Source organism: Neisseria sicca (genome assembly GCF_017753665.1).
GTDB lineage: Bacteria > Pseudomonadota > Gammaproteobacteria > Burkholderiales > Neisseriaceae > Neisseria > Neisseria flava.
This window is the reverse complement of sequence record NZ_CP072524.1, coordinates 391,074-409,313: the sequence shown is the minus strand read 5'-3', so window position 1 is coordinate 409,313 and position 18,240 is coordinate 391,074. Positions and strand designations below refer to the sequence as shown.

The window sequence follows — 18,240 nt, the reverse complement described above, 5'->3', positions numbered from 1 at the left end:
TTAAAGACTACTGTAAATCCAAACTTCTATATTCCTTCCCGCGCAGGAATGACGGCATTTGATATAAAGACATACGGAAGCAGTTGCCCACCCCTACTTCCTAAAATTTTCCACATACCCGACTTCCGACGAAAATCAGAAAAACAGATAAAACCCTTATCCCTTAATATTTTCAGACGACCCCTACATTTTCCCCGACCACAGGTCGTCTGAAAAATTGTCAACATTTTAACCCAAATTACCAAGCAACCCAGACCCATTCGGCGTATAATACGGCCTTTCCCAACCGCATTTGAGAGCTGAATTATGTCTGTTGTTTTGCCCTTGCGCGGCGTTACCGCCCTTTCCGATTTCCGTGTTGAAAAACTCTTGCAAAAAGCAGCCGCACTCGGTCTGCCCGAAGTGAAACTGAAAAGCGAATTTTGGTATTTTGTCGGCAGCGAGAAAGCATTGGATGCCGCGACTGTCGAAAAACTGCAAGCCTTGTTGGCGGCGCAAAGCGTTGAACAAACGCCCGAAGCGCGCGAGGGCTTGCATTTATTTTTGGTAACGCCCCGTTTGGGCACGATTTCGCCGTGGGCTTCCAAGGCGACCAATATCGCCGAAAACTGCGGTTTGGAAGGCATAGAGCGCATCGAACGCGGCATGGCGGTGTGGCTGGAAGGTTGTCTGAATGATGAACAGAAACAGCAATGGGCGGCTTTGCTGCACGACCGCATGACCGAATCCGTATTGCCCGATTTTCAGACGGCCTCCAAATTATTCCACCATCTCGAATCCGAAACTTTCTCCAGCGTCGATGTTTTGGGCGGCGGTAAAGAGGCATTGGTCAAAGCCAATACCGAAATGGGCTTGGCACTTTCAGCCGACGAAATCGATTATCTGGTTGAAAACTACCAGGCTTTGCAGCGCAATCCGTCCGATGTTGAATTGATGATGTTCGCGCAGGCAAACAGCGAACACTGCCGCCACAAAATCTTCAACGCCGATTTCATCCTCAACGGCGAAAAACAGCCAAAATCGCTCTTCGGCATGATACGCGACACGCACAACGCGCATCCCGAAGGCACGGTCGTTGCCTATAAAGACAATTCGTCCGTGATTGAAGGCGCGAAAATCGAGCGTTTCTATCCGAATGCGGCGGAAAACCAAGGCTACCGCTTCCACGAGGAAGACACGCATATCATCATGAAAGTGGAAACACACAACCATCCGACCGCCATCGCGCCGTTTGCGGGCGCGGCAACGGGCGCGGGCGGCGAAATCCGCGACGAAGGTGCAACGGGCAAAGGTTCGCGTCCGAAAGCGGGCTTGACCGGCTTTACCGTCTCCAACCTGAATATCCCTGGCTTGGAGCAGCCTTGGGAACAAGCCTACGGCAAACCCGGCCATATTGCTTCTCCTCTAGACATCATGATTGAAGGCCCGATCGGCGGCGCAGCGTTCAACAACGAATTCGGCCGTCCGAACCTCTTGGGCTACTTCCGTACCTTTGAAGAAAAATTCGACGGTCAAGTCCGCGGCTATCACAAACCGATTATGATTGCCGGCGGCTTGGGCAGCATTCAGGCGCAGCAGACGCATAAAGACGAAATCCCCGAAGGCGCATTGCTGATTCAACTGGGCGGCCCGGGTATGCTTATCGGCTTGGGCGGCGGCGCGGCTTCATCCATGAATACCGGTACAAACGACGCATCTCTGGACTTCAACTCCGTACAACGCGGCAACCCCGAAATCGAACGCCGCGCGCAGGAAGTCATCGACCGCTGCTGGCAGCTTGGCGACAAAAACCCGATTATCTCCATCCACGACGTCGGCGCTGGCGGCTTGTCCAACGCCTTCCCCGAACTCGTTAACGATGCCGGACGCGGCGCAGTATTCAAGCTGCGCGAAGTCCCGCTGGAAGAACACGGTCTCAACCCATTGCAAATCTGGTGCAACGAATCGCAAGAGCGTTATGTGTTGTCGATTTTGGAAAAAGATTTGGACACCTTCCGCGCCATCTGCGAACGTGAACGCTGCCCGTTTGCCGTGGTCGGCACGGCGACTGACGACGGCCATTTGAAAGTGCGCGACGATTTGTTCTCCAACAATCCCGTCGATTTGCCGCTGAACGTCTTGCTCGGCAAACCGCCCAAAACCACGCGCAGCGACAAAACCGTGAGGTCGTCTGAAAAACCGTTTAACGCGGGCGATATCGACATCACCGAAGCCGCCTACCGCGTTCTGCGCCTGCCTACCGTAGCCTCCAAAAACTTCCTAATTACCATCGGCGACCGCAGCGTCGGCGGCATGACCCACCGCGACCAAATGGTCGGCAAATACCAAACCCCCGTAGCCGACTGCGCCGTTACCATGATGGGCTTCAACACCTATCGCGGCGAAGCGATGTCTATGGGCGAAAAACCGACCGTCGCCCTGTTTGACGCGCCCGCCTCGGGCAGAATGTGCGTCGGCGAAGCCATCACCAACATCGCGGCGGTCAACATCGGCGACATCGGCAATATCAAACTCTCCGCCAACTGGATGGCGGCATGCGGCAACGAGGGCGAAGACGAAAAACTCTACCGCACCGTTGAAGCAGTTTCCAAAGCCTGTCAGGCATTGGATTTGAGCATTCCCGTGGGCAAAGACAGTTTGTCGATGAAAACCGTTTGGCAGGATGGCGCGGACAAGAAATCCGTCGTTTCGCCGTTGAGCCTGATTATCTCCGCGTTCGCGCCGGTTCAAGACGTGCGCAAAACCGTTACGCCCGAATTGAAAGACGTCGAAGACAGCGTATTGCTGTTTATCGATTTGGGCTTCGGCAAAGCGCGTATGGGCGGCTCGGCGTTCGGTCAGGTCTATAACAATATGAGCGGCGACGCGCCCGATTTGGACGATACAGGTCGTCTGAAAGCGTTTTACAACGTGATTCAACAGCTTGTCGCTGAAGACAAACTCTTGGCGTATCACGACCGCAGCGACGGCGGTTTGTTTGCGACGCTGGCGGAAATGGCGTTTGCGGCACGGTGCGGCTTGAATGTGGATTTGACCTCACTGGTTGCCAACCAAGCCGATGTCAACGAAGCCAGCATACGCGCATTGTTCAATGAAGAGCTGGGCGCAGTGATTCAAATCGCCAAACAAGATGTCTCAGCAGCAGAAGCCTTGTTCAAAGCGGCAGCGCTGCCCTTGCATACCGTTGCCACCATCGGTTCTGACGAAAAAATCGTTATCCGCAATCAGGCAGGTATCGTGTTGGAACAAAATCGCGTCGACCTGCAACGCGCATGGCAGGAAACCAGCCACGCCATCCAACGCCTGCGCGACAACCCTGCCTGCGCCGACAGCGAGTTCGCCCTGATTGGCGACAATGAACGCAGCGCATTGTTTGCCGACGTGACATTCGACGTGAATGAAGACATCGCCGCGCCTTTCGTCAACAGCGGCGCGAAACCCAAAATCGCCATCCTGCGCGAACAGGGCGTAAACGGGCACATCGAAATGGCCGCCGCCTTCACCCGCGCCGGCTTCGATGCCTACGACGTGCATATGTCCGACCTGATGGCAGGCCGCGTCCACCTTGCCGACTTCAAAATGCTGGCGGCGTGCGGCGGCTTCAGCTACGGCGACGTACTCGGCGCGGGCGAAGGCTGGGCGAAATCCATCCTGTTCCACCCCGCCCTGCGCGACCAGTTCGCCGCCTTCTTCGCCGACCCGAACACACTGACACTGGGCGTGTGCAACGGCTGCCAAATGGTCAGCAACCTCGCCGAAATCATCCCCGGCACGGCAGGCTGGCCGAAGTTCAAGCGCAACCTGAGCGAACAGTTCGAAGCGCGCCTGAGCATGGTTCACGTCCCCAAATCAGCCTCCCTGATCCTGAACGAAATGCAAGGCTCCAGCCTGCCTGTCGTGGTCAGCCACGGCGAAGGCCGCGCCGACTTCGCGCTTCACGGCGGCAAAATTTCAGAGGATCTCGGCATCGCGCTGCAATACGTCGACGGACAAAACCAGATTACCCAAACCTACCCGCTCAACCCCAACGGCTCGCCGCAAGGCATCGCCGGCGTTACCAATGCCGACGGCCGCGTTACCATCATGATGCCCCACCCCGAACGCGTGTACCGCGCCGCGCAAATGAGCTGGAAACCGGAAGACTGGACGGAACTGTCCGGCTGGTACCGCCTCTTTGCCGGAGCAAGGAAGGCGTTGGGTTAACCGGCAGGCTGATTTGATTCGGCTTTAAAGAGAAAGGTCGTCTGAAAACGATTTAGCGGATTCTGCTATATCTGTTTTCAGACGACTTTTATATGTTCTTTTGCGTATAAGACCGAGCCGACCGCCGTCATTCCTGCCTGCGCGGGAATGACGGCCTAGATTTTTTGTCCCGAACCTATATACAAATAAACTTAATTGAATTTATAGAAAGATTTGGAGAAGCTTATGTCTAACATAGTAATTTTTAAAAACATGCCGAATGATGATGACTATATTAAATGGATTGATGAAAACCCAAATGGATTTGTATTAAATATAGATCAAACTAAAGACCCTTCTAAGATTTGGAAAGATTATCCCAAAATACATTTTGCTAATTGTAACCAACTAAATAAAAGGCCGGGGCGCACAACTGGAAAATATTTCAAAGTTTGCTCAAACTCAATTGAAGAACTTGAAAAATGGAGCCTGGATGAATACAGAAGAGAACTAACTCCATGCGGAACCTGTAAGAAAAACGGATTACCGGTAGGACGGCTCATGGGAATACCAAATTTTCAGGTAGCTTCTGCCCTGTCCTTAAAATCTGATATAGACGAACTCGAAGAATGTTTAGCCTCCGAAACTAATCCAGAAAAGCGAACTGAAATTGAAACTTTGATAAAAGCCCGTCAAGGGCAAGGCAGATTCCGGCAAAAACTACTCGAACTGTATCCGAACTGCCCGCTAACAGGTCTAGATGTTCGGTCTTTACTTATTGCCAGCCATATCAAACCTTGGAGCAAATGCAATAATGAAGAGAGGTTAGATCCCTTCAATGGACTGATGCTCGCACCCAATATTGACGCATTATTCGATAGCGGACTGATTACGTTTGATGCCGACGGTACGATAAAAATCAGTCCGAAAATCGATCTGGAAAATCAAAAGCGGCTTGGAATTTCTCCCGATATGAAATTAAAAATCGAACCTGAAAGCGAAAAATATTTCGAGTATCACCGCAACCATGTCTTCCAAAAAGAAAAATAGATAGTGTTGAACAGTCCGTTGATTTAAGGTCGTCTGAAAACGGGTTGGCACAAAATCCGCTATACCTATTTTCAGACGACCTTTTTGCGTCCTTTTGCATATAAAGACCAAACCGACCGCCGTCATTCCCGCGCAGGCGGGAATCCAGACCTCTGCATTTCAGAAATATTTAAAGATTACTGTAAATCTAAACTTTTGGATTCCCACCTACACAGGAATGACGATGATTGAGTATTTTCCATTTGAATTCACCATAAAACCAAAATGCCTGCCCTTTTTCGGGCAGGCATTTTCATACGTCAGTTCAATCAGGTTCGGCTCAATATTCCACCGTCCAGCCTATCTCGCCGCCTGCGCGCATCGGGACGAGTTCGCCGTCGCCATAAGGAACGCTTGCGGGGACGGTTTGGCTTTGTTTGACGAGGGTTATCGTGTCGGTGTTTTCGGGAATGCCGTAGAACCTTGCGCCGTTTTTCGAGGCGAAGGCTTCGAGTTTGTCCAACGCGCCTGCTTTTTCAAACACTTCGGCGTAAAGCTCGATGGCGGTCATGGCGCTGAACATACCGGCGCAGCCGCAGGCGTTTTCTTTGGCGGATTTGGCGTGCGGCGCAGAATCGGTGCCGAGGAAGAATTTGTGCGCCTTCTCGCCGGTAACGGCGGCAACCAATGCCTGACGGTGGGTTTCGCGTTTGAGTACGGGCAGGCAGAAATGATGGGGGCGCACGCCGCCGACCAAGAGGTCGTTGCGGTTGAGCAGGAGGTGTTGCGGGGTCACGGAGGCGGCAACGTTGTCGCCTGCTTCCAAAACCAGGCGGGCGGCTTCGGCGGTGGTGATGTGTTCGAACACGACTTTGAGATTCGGCACTTGCGCCAAAACGGGTTTCATCACGCGCTCGATAAAGGCGGCTTCGCGGTCGAAAATGTCGATTTCGGGATCGGTTACTTCACCGTGGACGAGGAACAGGATGTCCTGTTTTGCCATTTCTTCCAACACAGGAATGAGTTTGAACAGGTCGGTTACGCCGGAATCGGAATTGGTCGTCGCGCCGGCGGGGTAAAGTTTGAAGGCGACGATGCCGGCTGCTTTGGCTTCGCGCACAAGTTCGGGCGTGGCTTGGTCGGTCAGGTAAAGCGTCATCAACGGCTCAAACGCGCTGCCTTCGAGCAATGCCGCCATGATGCGCGCTTTGTAGGCAAGCGCGTCGGCAACGCTGACGACGGGCGGTTTGAGGTTGGGCATGATGACGGCGCGCCCCATCTGGCGGGCGGTATAGGGGGCAACGGCTTTGAGCGCGTCGCCGTCGCGCAGGTGCAGGTGCATATCGTCGGGGCGGATGATGGTCAGGGTTTGCATGAGTGTTCCTTTTTAGATTTTTGGGTTTCAGACGACCCCTTGATGCTCCCTTAAAGGTCGTCTGAAAAGGCTATTGCACAAGAACAGGCTTGCCGTTGTAGGACTGATGCGTCAGGTAAAACACTGCCTGTACGGGCAACTGGTCGGACGGGGTGGTTTTGACGGTCAACAGGGTTTCTTCCGAGCTGCCCGAAGCGCGCCACGCATAGGACAACTGGCGGATCGGAATCGGCGATTCGGACGCTTGATCGGTGCGCAATTCGTTGTTCAAACCCTTCGGCGGGTTTTCGACCAATACCATAAACTGCTTGCGTATCAAGGTTTCGTCCGCACGCGCCGTCTTCACGCTGCAACTGTCGCCGGTCAGGCTCAAATAATAATCCGCGCCGTCCTGCGTTTTCTTCCAAACGGCAAGCGCATCCAGCTCGATGAAACCTGCGGGCAGCCTGCCGATTTCTTCCGCGTTCAAAGCCGTCAACTTTTCATTATCGGCAAAAGAGCGCACTCTATCGGCAGCCCCGTCAAAAGCGACGCAGCCTTGCCGGAACAATTCCGCCGCCGCGTTCGCACGATCCGCCATCTGCTCGGGCGGCACTTCCTCCCTGCCGCACGCCGCCAATAAAACGGAGAAAGCGGCAAGCGTCAAAAGCCTTGAAATCGGACGTTTCACCATTTTCAGACGACCTTTATTTGTGTTTCACGACCAGCGTGAACACGCCGTCTTCTTCGCGCGATTCGAGCAAGACATGCCCGGTCTGGCGGCAGAACGCCTCAAAATCGCCGGGCGCGCCGCCGTCGGTCGCCAACACGGTCAGGACTTCGCCCGCCTGCATTTGCGCCAAGGCTTTTTTGGTTTTCAAAATCGGCAAAGGGCATCTGAGCCCCTTCAAGTCTAAGGTGTGTGCGTTCATATTTTCCGATGTTCCGTTAACAGGATTAACATGAATTATACCGTACTTACTTGCACCCCACCCCGCCAAACCCATAAAATAAAGCCGTTTTTCACTTTGGAGCAAACCATGCGCCGTCTCGCCCTCCTGACTCTCTGCCTCGCCGCCACGGCAGTCAACGCCGCTGGATTCAGCGAAAAAGATACCCCCTTCAACACACGCTACAAAGAAAGCCCCGAAGAAGCAGCAGCCCGCGAGTTTGCCGAACAAAAAACCGCGCTCCCACCCCTGCCCGACACCCAATCCGGCGACTGGTTCGACCTCTACGTCAGCGAAGACTACGTCAAACAGCCCAAAATCCTCCTCAGCAGCCTGCAAATCATGCCCTCTCCCGACGGCAGCATCCGCTACATCCTGAATGTGCGTTCCGACAAAGGCCATGACAACCTGACCGTCGAAGGCCTCTTCTGCGCCCGCTCTTCCTTCACATACGGCAAAGACAAACGCTCGTCTTATAAAGTGTTCGGCTACGGCGACACCGTCAACCGCCGCTGGATCGAGCCGCACAAAGCCGAATGGAAACCCATAGGCTCGACCTTCAACAAAAACGACGCGATGCGCGCCGTCCTCTACCAAGCCTTCTGTACCGACGGCGTACCGACCACCACCGAAGGTCTGGTCAAACGCCTCAAAGAACGCGCCGGACGCTACGCGCCGAAGATGGTGCGCCACGACAAATAAGCCGTTTGACGGTTTCAAACATCAAAAAAGGTCGTCTGAAACATTTTCAGACGACCTTTGTTCCATTCGAATCAAATACGGATATCAGGTACTTTATTGAACAGACGATAGAAATTGTCGCTAGTGTAAGCAGCAAGCGTTTCTACAGATTCGCCGCGCAGTTTCGCCACAAACTCGGCGGTATAGCGGACATAGGAAGGTTCGTTAGGCTTGCCGCGTTTGGGAACTGGAGCGAGAAACGGTGCATCGGTTTCGACCAGTATTCTGTCCGCAGGGACATATTTGGCGGCTTCCTGAATTTGCGGGGCATTTTTGAAGGTAACAATGCCGGAGAAGGAAATGTACAGCCCCAAATCCAAGGCAGCTTTGGCGAAAGCGGTATCTTCGGTAAAGCAGTGGATAACGCCCGAGTTGGTTTGACCTTCTTTCAGAATCGCCAAAGTATCGGCGGCGGCATCGCGGGTGTGGACAATCACGGGCAAACCGCTTTCATTGGCGGCTTGGATGTGTTCGGCAAAGCGGCGATGCTGCCATGCCAAATCGCCTTTGCACCAATAATAATCCAAGCCCGTTTCGCCTATGCCGACGACTTTCGGGTGTTTTGCCGCTTCAACCATTTCGGCAACGGTAAATTCTTCGGCTTCTTGACTGTCGGGGTGGACGCCTATGGTGCAGTAAACCTGTTCATTGGCTTGGGCAATGTCGAAGACTTCGGCGAAACTCTGTTTGCTCACGCTGATGGCAAGCGCCTGCTTGACGCTTTGTTCTTCCATGTTGGCAAACACTTCAGGCAGGCGGTTGCTTAAGCCTTCGAAATTGAGGTGACAGTGCGAATCGATTAAATGCATAGTTTTAAAGCGTGAAGGTGACGCGGTCGCTGCGCAGTTTCGGTCCCAGCTCGCCTTCAATCAGGGTTTTCGCCTGAAGGCAGCTCTCGTGTTCGGAAAATGCCAGTCCGACGCCTTTAGGACGGTGTGCGGAAGTACGTGCGGGGTTGATCCAAACGACTTTGGTAGGCAGGAAGCGTTTGGGGTAATCGGCGATTTCAACGGCGAGCAGGATGTCTTCGCCCAATGAAAATACGTCTTCGGTTGGAACGAAAAGTCCACCGTGTTCGAGAAACGGCATATAGCAGTTGTAGAGCAGAGTCGGGTCTTTAAGCTGCAACGCCATCATTTTCGCCGGAATGTCTTTATTGTTGTTTACCATTTTGTTTTACCTTATCTAATTATTTGTTTTGCCAAAATTCGAGATATTCAGTCAGCAGATACTCAAGCTGCATTTTAACACTCAAGGTGTGGTATCCGTAAGGGCTGAGTGCGTTCAGACGACCTGTCAGCGCAAACAGGCGGCACGGATCGGTTTTGGAAGCCGTCTGCGACAATGCCTGCGCGTAATTGGGATAATAAAGCGGCGGCATTTGTTGTTGCGCCAAGCCGACATCCAACAGCCATTTCTGCATCCAATCGATGAAGACTGCCAACGGCTGCTTGTATTTATCAAACGCAGCGGCGTAGTCGAGTATCGTCAACAGGCGCGGCGCAGCAAGTAAAGTGAGCAGCTCTTCGCGCAATTCATCCATTTCGGGCGTATGGGCAAACAAGGGCGCACCGCTGTGAAAAGCCAGCAAAGATTCCGCATCGTCGACACCCTCTTTCCGAAGATACGCCAAAGCTTCGTCGCGCGAAGGTGCGGGCAAAACCATCTGGCGGCAACGGCTTTTAATGGTCGGAAGAAGCTTGTCGCGCGCATGCGTAACCATCAAAAAAACAACATGTTGCGGCGGTTCTTCCAAAGCCTTAAGCAAGCCGTTTGCCGCCTGCACGTTCATACTTTCAGCGGGATGCACCAATACCACCCGCAATCCGCCGCGCACAGCCGTCAGATAAATGTTTTCCACAATATCGCGCACGGCATCGATTTTAATCTGCAACAATTTTCGCCCGACCGCACTGTCTTCGGGGATTTCAGGAGTGAGTTCGTAAAAATCGGGATGGCTGTTTTGCAAAAACAAATGACACGAAGCGCATACGCCGCAAGGCTGATGATCTTCCCGAGGCGATTCGCACAGCAAAGCCTGCGCCACAAACCGCGCAAACGCTGTCTTACCGGTGTTTTCCTTGCCGGTAAACAGCCAAGCGTTCGGACGGTTTTCCCAATGGCCAGCAAGCTGCCGCCACTGGTTTTGATGCCACGGATAAATCATATTAGAAAGTACAAGCGTTTGAACAAAAGCGTGATTATACAGGGAAATGTTAGAGGTCGTCTGAAAAGCGGCTTCCGTTGCAGACGACCTTGCCGGATGTGCATTATTTTTAAGCAACATGATTTTTTGTTTGTATATCAATCGTCAAACCGATTTATACACAGGCTGTTCACACAGTTTGCCTGACAAAATGTGTATCACAACAAAATCCACACAATACTTTTTTCAAATTTCAAACAACAGCCTGCGCTATAATCCGCCTCATTCACTTTCACCCTTTCAATCATGAACCGACAAAAAACCTACCTGCTGCTGACCGCCCTTTTCACCCTGATTTTCATCGCACTCATCATGCTCGGCGGCTACCTGCTTTCCATCCAAAGCAAACAATTCGCCGTCGCCGCCTTCCTGTTCGCATTCGGCGCCGTCTTCGCCCAAATCGGCAGCCTCGCCCTCTACATCCGCCACAAAGCCCGCGCACAAATCATGCGTGAGCAACAAACCGAATCCCATTAAGGCTGGGTATTGTTCGTTATCCGTTTGCCGGTTCTACAGGCTTTACATAGGTAAAGTTTTGTTTGCCGCATTGTTCCCCCCCCCCTTGCAATTTACACTGACACCGCATACAACTTGTATGTTCTTAAATCTTTCAACCCACGGGAGTAGACTTATGAAACAAAACATCATCGTTGTCTTATTCAACATCTCCAGCGAAGCTTATCAAGCCTTTTCTGAATTGAAAGCTTACTCGCAGACAACAGATGCTTTGGTGGCACAAGCCGTTTTGATTAAAAAGGAAAATGGTCTGATTATCCCAGCAGAAAGCACCGACTTTACCGCCAATACGGTCGAAGGCACATGGACGGGCGGCCTCATTGGTTCACTGGTCGGCATTCTCGGCGGTCCTATCGGTGTTCTGTTGGGTGGAGCTACTGGCGCACTCATCGGCAGTGATGCAGGCACTGCCCAAACATTGGGAGAGGGGTTGTTGCTGGAAAATACAGCCAAAAAACTGGATAACGGCAGTACTGCAATCATTATTTTGGCGCAAGAATCCGACGAAGCTGTATTGGATGCCTTCTTCCACCGTTTCAAAACCGTTATTCTCCGGCAAGATGCAGCCGTTGCCCAACAGGACGTATTGGCAGCAATAGAAGCGCAGGAAGAAGTGGCACGTCAGGCACACGAAGCGTGGAAAAAACAGCGCAAAGCCGAGCGCAAAGAGAAAGTGGAAGCCTTCAAGGCCGACATCAAACAAAAATTCGACAAATTGGCAGCCAAGTTGAAATAACACTGCCACCAACCCAAGGTATGTAACCGCTCAAATTTTCCGTTTCGGATGCATGCCAAACCGGTTTGAGGCTACCTGAAAATCTATTTTTCAGGTAGCCTCTCCCTTTTTCATGCCCCGCCAAACCATCATGCTCACCCCGCAAAGCTGCGACCTATTCCAACGCCCATTTTTCCAGTTCGCCCAAATCCGCCAATACCAGCCCGAAACCGAAGCGCAAACCAAGCAAGGCCGACTACAAAGCCGCGTGGCAAGTGTGGCGCACGTTGGTTTTACAGGTAGCCTCACAACTGGGCGCGGGCTTTGCCCCGCCGCATATCGAACGCTGGTGCAACGGCTGGCAGCGCGACCTGGCTAGTCGAAACCCTGCACCGCCTGCTGCCAGTGTACGAAGCCTGCCACAATGTGCGGCTGTGAGCGGAAGCAAGCTTCCCCCATCTGCCGTTAAGGCTACCTGAAATCTAAAAGAAACAAACAAAACCAATGACCAAACGCCGAACCTTCCTCATTCTGACCATCCTCTTCACCCTGCTCTTCATCGCATTGGTAACGTTGGGCGCCTACCTGCTTTCCATCCAAAGCAAACAATTCGCCGTCGCCGCCTTCCTATTCGCCTTCGGCGCCGTCTTCGCCCAAATCGGCAGCCTCGCCCTCTACATCCGCCATAAAGCCCGCGCACAAATCATGCGCTCGCAACAAACCGAACCCCATTAAGGAAAACCCATGTTCGACAAAATCGTCCTCGCCAGCGGCAACGCAGGCAAACTCAAAGAATTTTCCCGCCTCTTCGCCGATTTGAACATCGAAGTCCTGCCGCAATCGCAGTTCGACACGCCCGAATGCCCCGAGCCGTACCGCACCTTCGTCGAAAATGCGCTCGCCAAAGCCCGCCACGCCGCCAAACACAGCGGCCTGCCCGCGCTCGCCGACGACTCCGGTATCTGCGCCGCCGCATTAAACGGCGCACCCGGTATCCTCTCCGCCCGCTATGCCGGAGCCAATCCCAAATCCGATGCCGCCAACAACAAACGCCTTTCAGACGACCTCTCCGACCAAGCCGACAAAAGCTGCCACTACGTCTGCGTCCTCGTCCTCGTTCGCCACGAAAACGACCCGCAGCCCATCATCGCCGAAGGCATTTGGCACGGACAATGGCAGGCAGAAGCCGCAGGAACCCACGGCTTCGGCTACGACCCTCATTTCTACCTGCCCGAACACAACTGCACCGCCGCCGAGCTTGCCCCCGAAATCAAAAACGCCGAAAGCCACAGGGGGCAGGCGTTGCGAGAATTGTTGAGAAAAATTGAAGCCTTATAAATCAATCCATAGGTCGTCTGAAAAAATTTCAGACGACCTCAATCCCAAAAAGCACACCATGACCCAAATCACTTTCCAACGCCCCGGACAACTCACCGCCCTGCCGCCCCTGTCACTCTACATCCACATCCCGTGGTGCATCAAAAAATGCCCGTATTGCGACTTCAATTCCCACAGTCTGAAAAACGGATTGCCCGAAGCCGCCTATATCGACGCGCTGCTGACCGATTTGCAGCTCGAATTGCCCAATATTTGGGGCAGGCCGGTGGAAACGATATTTTTCGGCGGCGGTACGCCCAGCCTGTTTCAGGCGGAGTCGATTGACCGTTTGTTGAGCGGCGTGCGTTCGCTGTTGCGCTTGCAGCCGGAAGCGGAAATTACTTTGGAAGCCAATCCGGGTACATTTGAAATCGAGAAGTTTCAAGGATTTAAAGACGCAGGTATCACGCGGCTTTCTATTGGCGTGCAGAGTTTCAACGACGATATGCTTGCGCGGCTGGGGCGCGTCCACAACGGCAAAGAAGCCTTAACCGCCATAGCTACCGCCTTGAAATTATTTGATAAAGTCAATATCGACTTGATGTACGCCCTGCCGAACCAGACCGTTCAGACGGCCTTGGGCGACATGCAAACCGCCATCGCCACAGGTGCAACCCACATCAGCGCGTATCATCTGACGATGGAGCCAAACACGCCGTTCGGTCATACGCCGCCGAAAGGTTTGCCGCAAGACGAAGCCGCCCTCGACATCGAAGACGCGGTACACGGCGCGCTGGAAGGCGCGGGTTTTATCCACTACGAAACATCGGCTTTTGCGAAACCCGCCATGCAGTGCCGCCACAATTTGAACTACTGGCAGTTCGGCGATTATTTAGGCATAGGCGCGGGCGCGCACGGAAAAATCTCCTACCCCGACCGCATCGAGCGCACCGTCCGCCGCCGCCATCCCAACGACTACCTCGCCTTAATGCAAAGTCAGCCAAGTGTTGCCGTCGAACGCAAAACCGTTGCCGCCGAAGATTTGCCGTTCGAATTCATGATGAACGCCCTGCGCCTGACCGACGGCGTACCCGCCGCGATGTTGCAGGAACGCACAGGCGTACCCGCCGCCAAAATCATGGCGCAAATCGAAACGGCAAGACAAAGAGGTTTGCTGGAAACCGACCCGACCGTGTTCCGCCCGACCGAACGGGGACGGTTGTTTTTAAACGATTTGTTGCAATGCTTTTTGTAAGATTGGATTTTTTCAGACGACCTTGATACACCAAACCGTAACATCCGCAGACTGCCGCTTCATTAAGGTCGTCTGAAAATATCCATACCCTACACAATCACTCGGTTTTATACGATAATCGACACCGTTTTCATCAAAGTTCCCATCTTTCAGACGACCCCGACAACAGGAGAAAATCATGTCCAAAACCATCATCCACACTGACAAAGCCCCTGCCGCCATCGGCGCATACAGCCAAGCCGTACGCGCGGGCGACACCGTTTACATGAGCGGTCAAATCCCCCTCGATCCCGCCACCATGACCGTTGTCGGCAACGGCGACTTCCGAGCCGAAGCACGCCAGGTTTTTAAAAACCTGCAAGCCGTCGCCGAAGCCGCAGGCGGCACGCTGGGCGACATCGTCAAACTCAACGCCTACCTGACCGACCTTACCAACTTCGCCGTCTTCAACGAAGTCATGGCAGAGTTCATCCAAGAACCCTTCCCCGCCCGCGCCGCCGTCGGTGTTGCCTCCCTGCCCAAAGGCGTGCAGGTCGAAGCCGAAGCCGTGCTGGTACTGAACGCATAAGACACACAACCCGTTTCAGACGACCTCCCACAAGCCAAAGGTCGTCTGAAACACCACACACAATCGGACAATAACAACAATGGCACACTACGCAATCGGCGATATTCAAGGCTGCTTCGACGAATTCACCCTTCTGCTCGACAAAATCAACTTCAACCACGGCACAGACACCCTCTGGCTCGTCGGCGACATCGTCAACCGCGGCCCTAAATCCCTCGAAGTCCTCCAATTCTGCATGGAACACGAAAGCAGCGTCCGCATGGTTCTCGGCAACCACGACCTGCACCTGCTCGCCGTCGGCTGCGGCGAAGGCACGGTCAAGCGAAGCGACACCATCACACCCATCCTCACCCACACCGACAGCAAAAAAATGCTCGACTGGCTGCGTTTCCAACCCCTGCTCATCAAAGGCGTCCGCCATGTTATGGTTCACGCTGGCATTCTGCCCCAATGGACCATCGCCCGCGCCGAATTGCTCGCCAGCGAAACCGAAGCCGAGCTGCGCGGCAAAAAATACAAAAAGTTTTTCTCCAAAATGTACGGCAACAAACCCGCCGAATGGAGCGAAGACCTGACCGGCTACGACCGCCTGCGCATGATTGTCAACGTCTTTACCCGAATGCGTGCGCTGACGCTGAAAAACGAACTCGACTACGACTACAAATCCACCCTCAAAAAAATGCCCACGAACCTACGCCCTTGGTTCAAAGCCCCAAACAGGCAAAACCTCAGTCACACCATCGTCTTCGGACACTGGTCGTCGCTGGGCTTTATGAACATCGACAACATCCTTTCCCTCGACACCGGCGCACTTTGGGGCGGCGAACTGACCGCCATCAACCTTGCCGACCACAGCATCACCCAAGTCTCCTCCCTCGGCGGTTTGGACTGGAAAACGGCTTTGAAATAATTCATATAGTGTTAAATTTAAATCAGGACAAGGCGACGAAGCCGCAGACAGCACAGATAGTACGGAACCGATTCACTTGGTGCTTCAGCACCTTAGAGAATCGTTCTCTTTGAGCTAAGGCGAGGCAACGCCGTACTGGTTTAAAGTTAATCCACTATAAAAATGAAAAAGGTCGTCTGAAAACCAAAATTCAGGTTTTCAGACGACCTTTTATATCGACAAACCGCAAGCCTTACCCGCGGTTTGACAATCAAGCCAGCGGGGCGAGCAGTTTGTCGAAGGCTTCTTCAAACTGTTTCAAACCGTCTTCCTGCAAGCGGTTGGCGAGGGTTTCCACATCTATGCCGAGCGCAGCGGTTTCGGCAAGCTGCGCTTGTGCTTCGTCCACACCTTCGGTCAGCGTGGCTTTGGCTGTGCCGTGGTCGATGAAGGCTTTGAGGGTGGCGTCGGGGACGGTGTTGACGGTGTGTGCGCCGATCAGGCTGTCAACGTAGAGCGTGTCGGGATAGGCAGGGTTTTTGACGCCTGTGGATGCCCACAAGAGCTGCACGCGGTTTGCGCCTTTGGCTTCCAGCGCGGCAAATTCGGGGCTGCCGAAGTATTGCGCCCAGTCTTGGTAGGCGGCTTTGGCAAGGGCGATGGCGATTTTGCCTTTGAGGTGATCGGGCAGCGTGGCGTCCAGCGCGCCGTCCACGCGGGAGATGAAGAAGCTGGCAACGGCTTGGATATGGGCAACGCTTTGCCCGGCTGCCAAGCGTTTGGCGATGCCGCGCGCGTAGGCTGCGTAGGCTTTGAGGGTTTGGGCGCGTGAGAACAGCAGGGTCAGGTTCACGCTGATGCCGTCGGCGATGAGGGTTTCGAGTGCTTCGATGCCTGCGTCGGTAGCGGGGACTTTAATCATGGCGTTTTTACGCGCGATGGCGGCATGGAGACGGCGGGCTTCTTCTACCGTGCCTTGTGCGTCTTTGGCAAGCTCGGGAGAAACTTCGAGGCTGACGAAACCGGTTTTGCCGCCGGTGGATTCATGTTCGGCAAGGCAAACGTCGCAGGCTGCCTGTACGTCGGCAATCGCCATGGTTTCGTAGCGTTGTTTGGGGCTGAGGTCTTGCTGCTTGAGGGCGGCGACTTCATCGGCGTAAAGCGCGTCGCCGGCGAAGGCTTTTTGGAAGATGGCGGGATTGGAAGTTACGCCGCACACGCCTTGTTTCAACATTTGCGCCAATTCGCCGCTTTGTATGAGCGAGCGGGAAAGGTTGTCCAGCCAGATTTGTTGTCCTAATGCTTTAACGTCCGATAAAATAGTCATCTCTGATTCCTTTAAATATAGGTTATTTGCGAAGCAGGCAGTAATGCTACCCCTATTCGGAAAATTTGGATAGTTTATTAGGGCATTTCATCATGTCCAAAATCATATAAAACGAACACAAAAAGGCATTCATTTATGGCAGGAAACGGTCAATATCTCGATTGGGCGCGCGAAGTGTTGCACACCGAAGCGGAAGGCTTGCGCGAAATTGCGGCGGAATTGGACGAACAATTCGTCCACGCGGCAGACGCGTTGTTGCACTGCAAAGGCAGGGTCGTCATTACAGGCATGGGCAAGTCGGGACATATCGGGCGCAAAATAGCGGCGACCATGGCTTCAACAGGCACACCCGCGTTTTTCGTCCATCCTGCGGAAGCGGCGCACGGCGACTTGGGCATGATTGTGGACAACGACGTCGTCGTCGCGATTTCCAATTCCGGCGAAAGCGACGAAATCGCCGCCATCATCCCCGCGCTCAAACGCAAAAACATCACCCTCATCTGCATCACCGCCCGCCCCGATTCGACCATGGCGCGCCATGCCGACATCCACATCACGGCGTCAGTTTCCAAAGAAGCCTGCCCGCTGGGACTTGCCCCGACCACCAGCACCACCGCCGTCATGGCTTTGGGCGACGCATTGGCAGTCGTCCTTTTGCGCGCCCGCGCGTTTACGCCCGACGATTTCGCCTTGAGCCACCCCGCCGGCAGCCTCGGCAAACGCCTGCTTCTACGCGTTGCCGACATCATGCACAAAGACGACGCCCTGCCTGCCGTCCGACTCGGTACGCCCTTAAAAGAAGCCATCGTCAGTATGAGCGAAAAAGGCTTGGGTATGCTGGCGGTAACGGACGAACAAGGTCGTCTGAAAGGCGTGTTCACCGACGGCGATTTGCGCCGTCTGTTCCAACAGCGCGACCGCTTTGATGGGCTGACCGTCGATGAAATCATGCACCCTTCCCCCAAAACCATCCCCGCCGAACGCCTCGCCACCGAAGCCCTGAAAGTCATGCAGGCAAACCATGTGAACGGGCTTTTGGTAACCGACGCCGACGGCGTGCTGACCGGCGCGCTGAATATGCACGATTTACTGATGGCGCGGATTGTGTAGTCCAAGCAGGTCGTCTGAAACCTGATTCAAGGTTTTCAGACGACCTTTCCGGTATAATCCAAGCCTTTTCCCCGATTGCGA

Annotated in this window: 18 protein-coding genes and 1 pseudogene; 12 read left to right on the top strand and 7 right to left on the bottom strand. The window is 53.8% G+C overall.

What is annotated here, in order from left to right:
* The first annotated feature begins 306 nt into the window (after nucleotides 1-306).
* Both purL and J7445_RS01900 read left to right on the top strand, forming a co-directional pair.
* The gene (purL, locus tag J7445_RS01905) at nucleotides 307-4,203 is read left to right on the top strand and encodes a phosphoribosylformylglycinamidine synthase (RefSeq protein ID WP_070655948.1); all 3,897 of its coding nucleotides are present in this window, start codon (nucleotides 307-309) and stop codon (nucleotides 4,201-4,203) included.
* 225 nt (nucleotides 4,204-4,428) lie between these two features.
* On the top strand, nucleotides 4,429-5,232 hold the full coding sequence (locus tag J7445_RS01900) for an HNH endonuclease (protein WP_146736208.1): 804 nt from the start codon (nucleotides 4,429-4,431) through the stop codon (nucleotides 5,230-5,232).
* A 319-nt stretch (nucleotides 5,233-5,551) separates the two neighbouring features.
* Here the strand turns inward: J7445_RS01900 and pyrC are convergent, their stop codons facing one another.
* The 3 genes from pyrC to J7445_RS01885 all read right to left on the bottom strand — a co-directional run bounded on the left by pyrC (nucleotide 5,552) and on the right by J7445_RS01885 (nucleotide 7,497).
* Nucleotides 5,552-6,586, bottom strand: a complete 1,035-nt coding sequence (gene pyrC, locus J7445_RS01895) for a dihydroorotase (protein WP_070655946.1) — start codon at nucleotides 6,584-6,586, stop codon at nucleotides 5,552-5,554.
* Nucleotides 6,587-6,656: 70 nt separating this feature from the next.
* Entirely contained in the window at nucleotides 6,657-7,259 is a 603-nt protein-coding gene (locus tag J7445_RS01890) for an NMCC_0638 family (lipo)protein (protein ID WP_070655944.1), read from the bottom strand.
* A 13-nt stretch (nucleotides 7,260-7,272) separates the two neighbouring features.
* Nucleotides 7,273-7,497, bottom strand: coding sequence for a sulfurtransferase TusA family protein (locus J7445_RS01885; protein WP_039862876.1), 225 nt, complete (start codon nucleotides 7,495-7,497; stop codon nucleotides 7,273-7,275).
* Nucleotides 7,498-7,605: 108 nt separating this feature from the next.
* On the opposite strand from J7445_RS01885, the gene J7445_RS01880 reads away from it, so the two are divergent.
* Nucleotides 7,606-8,217 (top strand): CNP1-like family protein, encoded by a 612-nt coding sequence (locus J7445_RS01880; protein ID WP_070656074.1) that lies wholly within the window; start codon nucleotides 7,606-7,608, stop codon nucleotides 8,215-8,217.
* 71 nt (nucleotides 8,218-8,288) lie between these two features.
* Here J7445_RS01880 and J7445_RS01875 read toward each other — a convergent pair whose 3' ends face one another.
* The 3 genes from J7445_RS01875 to J7445_RS01865 are packed head-to-tail and all read right to left on the bottom strand — an operon-like array spanning nucleotide 8,289 to nucleotide 10,423.
* Entirely contained in the window at nucleotides 8,289-9,065 is a 777-nt protein-coding gene (locus J7445_RS01875; protein WP_193618289.1) for a TatD family hydrolase, read from the bottom strand.
* Between the two features lie 4 nt (nucleotides 9,066-9,069).
* Nucleotides 9,070-9,426, bottom strand: coding sequence for a PilZ domain-containing protein (locus J7445_RS01870; protein ID WP_003760734.1), 357 nt, complete (start codon nucleotides 9,424-9,426; stop codon nucleotides 9,070-9,072).
* 19 nt (nucleotides 9,427-9,445) lie between these two features.
* Nucleotides 9,446-10,423 (bottom strand): DNA polymerase III subunit delta', encoded by a 978-nt coding sequence (locus J7445_RS01865; RefSeq protein WP_193618294.1) that lies wholly within the window; start codon nucleotides 10,421-10,423, stop codon nucleotides 9,446-9,448.
* A 285-nt stretch (nucleotides 10,424-10,708) separates the two neighbouring features.
* On the opposite strand from J7445_RS01865, the gene J7445_RS01860 reads away from it, so the two are divergent.
* From J7445_RS01860 to J7445_RS01825, 8 genes and pseudogenes are all read left to right on the top strand, one after another.
* Nucleotides 10,709-10,939 carry an NGO_0222 family membrane protein gene (locus tag J7445_RS01860; RefSeq protein ID WP_019270290.1) on the top strand — a complete coding sequence of 77 codons (231 nt, stop codon included), beginning with the start codon at nucleotides 10,709-10,711 and terminating at the stop codon, nucleotides 10,937-10,939.
* A 154-nt stretch (nucleotides 10,940-11,093) separates the two neighbouring features.
* The gene (locus tag J7445_RS01855) at nucleotides 11,094-11,714 is read left to right on the top strand and encodes a DUF1269 domain-containing protein (protein WP_003741838.1); all 621 of its coding nucleotides are present in this window, start codon (nucleotides 11,094-11,096) and stop codon (nucleotides 11,712-11,714) included.
* A gap of 130 nt (nucleotides 11,715-11,844) precedes the next feature.
* A pseudogene (locus J7445_RS01850) lies at nucleotides 11,845-12,058 on the top strand (HI_0552 family protein); the annotation flags it as partial.
* 139 nt (nucleotides 12,059-12,197) lie between these two features.
* Nucleotides 12,198-12,428 (top strand): NGO_0222 family membrane protein, encoded by a 231-nt coding sequence (locus J7445_RS01845; RefSeq protein ID WP_003741840.1) that lies wholly within the window; start codon nucleotides 12,198-12,200, stop codon nucleotides 12,426-12,428.
* Between the two features lie 9 nt (nucleotides 12,429-12,437).
* Entirely contained in the window at nucleotides 12,438-13,031 is a 594-nt protein-coding gene (rdgB, locus tag J7445_RS01840) for an RdgB/HAM1 family non-canonical purine NTP pyrophosphatase (protein WP_070655929.1), read from the top strand.
* A gap of 58 nt (nucleotides 13,032-13,089) precedes the next feature.
* Nucleotides 13,090-14,265, top strand: coding sequence for a radical SAM family heme chaperone HemW (gene hemW, locus J7445_RS01835; protein WP_070655928.1), 1,176 nt, complete (start codon nucleotides 13,090-13,092; stop codon nucleotides 14,263-14,265).
* A 178-nt stretch (nucleotides 14,266-14,443) separates the two neighbouring features.
* On the top strand, nucleotides 14,444-14,833 hold the full coding sequence (locus tag J7445_RS01830) for a RidA family protein (RefSeq protein WP_070655926.1): 390 nt from the start codon (nucleotides 14,444-14,446) through the stop codon (nucleotides 14,831-14,833).
* Nucleotides 14,834-14,912: 79 nt separating this feature from the next.
* A complete protein-coding gene (locus tag J7445_RS01825; protein WP_070655923.1) occupies nucleotides 14,913-15,743 on the top strand; it encodes a symmetrical bis(5'-nucleosyl)-tetraphosphatase in 831 nt (276 codons plus the stop codon).
* Nucleotides 15,744-15,993: 250 nt separating this feature from the next.
* Here J7445_RS01825 and tal read toward each other — a convergent pair whose 3' ends face one another.
* Nucleotides 15,994-17,049 (bottom strand): transaldolase, encoded by a 1,056-nt coding sequence (gene tal, locus J7445_RS01820; protein ID WP_070655922.1) that lies wholly within the window; start codon nucleotides 17,047-17,049, stop codon nucleotides 15,994-15,996.
* A 135-nt stretch (nucleotides 17,050-17,184) separates the two neighbouring features.
* On the opposite strand from tal, the gene J7445_RS01815 reads away from it, so the two are divergent.
* On the top strand, nucleotides 17,185-18,159 hold the full coding sequence (locus tag J7445_RS01815; RefSeq protein ID WP_070655920.1) for a KpsF/GutQ family sugar-phosphate isomerase: 975 nt from the start codon (nucleotides 17,185-17,187) through the stop codon (nucleotides 18,157-18,159).
* Nucleotides 18,160-18,240 lie beyond the last annotated feature (81 nt).

Excerpts from the sequence above, each read along its gene's own strand:
- purL (WP_070655948.1), top strand. The coding sequence starts at position 307 with ATGTCTGTTGTTTTGCCCTTGCGCGGCGTTACCGCCCTTTCCGATTTC.
- J7445_RS01900 (WP_146736208.1), top strand. The coding sequence starts at position 4,429 with ATGTCTAACATAGTAATTTTTAAAAACATGCCGAATGATGATGACTAT.
- pyrC (WP_070655946.1), bottom strand. The coding sequence starts at position 6,586 with ATGCAAACCCTGACCATCATCCGCCCCGACGATATGCACCTGCACCTG.
- J7445_RS01890 (WP_070655944.1), bottom strand. The coding sequence starts at position 7,259 with ATGGTGAAACGTCCGATTTCAAGGCTTTTGACGCTTGCCGCTTTCTCC.
- J7445_RS01885 (WP_039862876.1), bottom strand. The coding sequence starts at position 7,497 with ATGAACGCACACACCTTAGACTTGAAGGGGCTCAGATGCCCTTTGCCG.
- J7445_RS01880 (WP_070656074.1), top strand. The coding sequence starts at position 7,606 with ATGCGCCGTCTCGCCCTCCTGACTCTCTGCCTCGCCGCCACGGCAGTC.
- J7445_RS01875 (WP_193618289.1), bottom strand. The coding sequence starts at position 9,065 with ATGCATTTAATCGATTCGCACTGTCACCTCAATTTCGAAGGCTTAAGC.
- J7445_RS01870 (WP_003760734.1), bottom strand. The coding sequence starts at position 9,426 with ATGGTAAACAACAATAAAGACATTCCGGCGAAAATGATGGCGTTGCAG.
- J7445_RS01865 (WP_193618294.1), bottom strand. The coding sequence starts at position 10,423 with ATGATTTATCCGTGGCATCAAAACCAGTGGCGGCAGCTTGCTGGCCAT.
- J7445_RS01860 (WP_019270290.1), top strand. The coding sequence starts at position 10,709 with ATGAACCGACAAAAAACCTACCTGCTGCTGACCGCCCTTTTCACCCTG.
- J7445_RS01855 (WP_003741838.1), top strand. The coding sequence starts at position 11,094 with ATGAAACAAAACATCATCGTTGTCTTATTCAACATCTCCAGCGAAGCT.
- J7445_RS01845 (WP_003741840.1), top strand. The coding sequence starts at position 12,198 with ATGACCAAACGCCGAACCTTCCTCATTCTGACCATCCTCTTCACCCTG.
- rdgB (WP_070655929.1), top strand. The coding sequence starts at position 12,438 with ATGTTCGACAAAATCGTCCTCGCCAGCGGCAACGCAGGCAAACTCAAA.
- hemW (WP_070655928.1), top strand. The coding sequence starts at position 13,090 with ATGACCCAAATCACTTTCCAACGCCCCGGACAACTCACCGCCCTGCCG.
- J7445_RS01830 (WP_070655926.1), top strand. The coding sequence starts at position 14,444 with ATGTCCAAAACCATCATCCACACTGACAAAGCCCCTGCCGCCATCGGC.
- J7445_RS01825 (WP_070655923.1), top strand. The coding sequence starts at position 14,913 with ATGGCACACTACGCAATCGGCGATATTCAAGGCTGCTTCGACGAATTC.
- tal (WP_070655922.1), bottom strand. The coding sequence starts at position 17,049 with ATGACTATTTTATCGGACGTTAAAGCATTAGGACAACAAATCTGGCTG.
- J7445_RS01815 (WP_070655920.1), top strand. The coding sequence starts at position 17,185 with ATGGCAGGAAACGGTCAATATCTCGATTGGGCGCGCGAAGTGTTGCAC.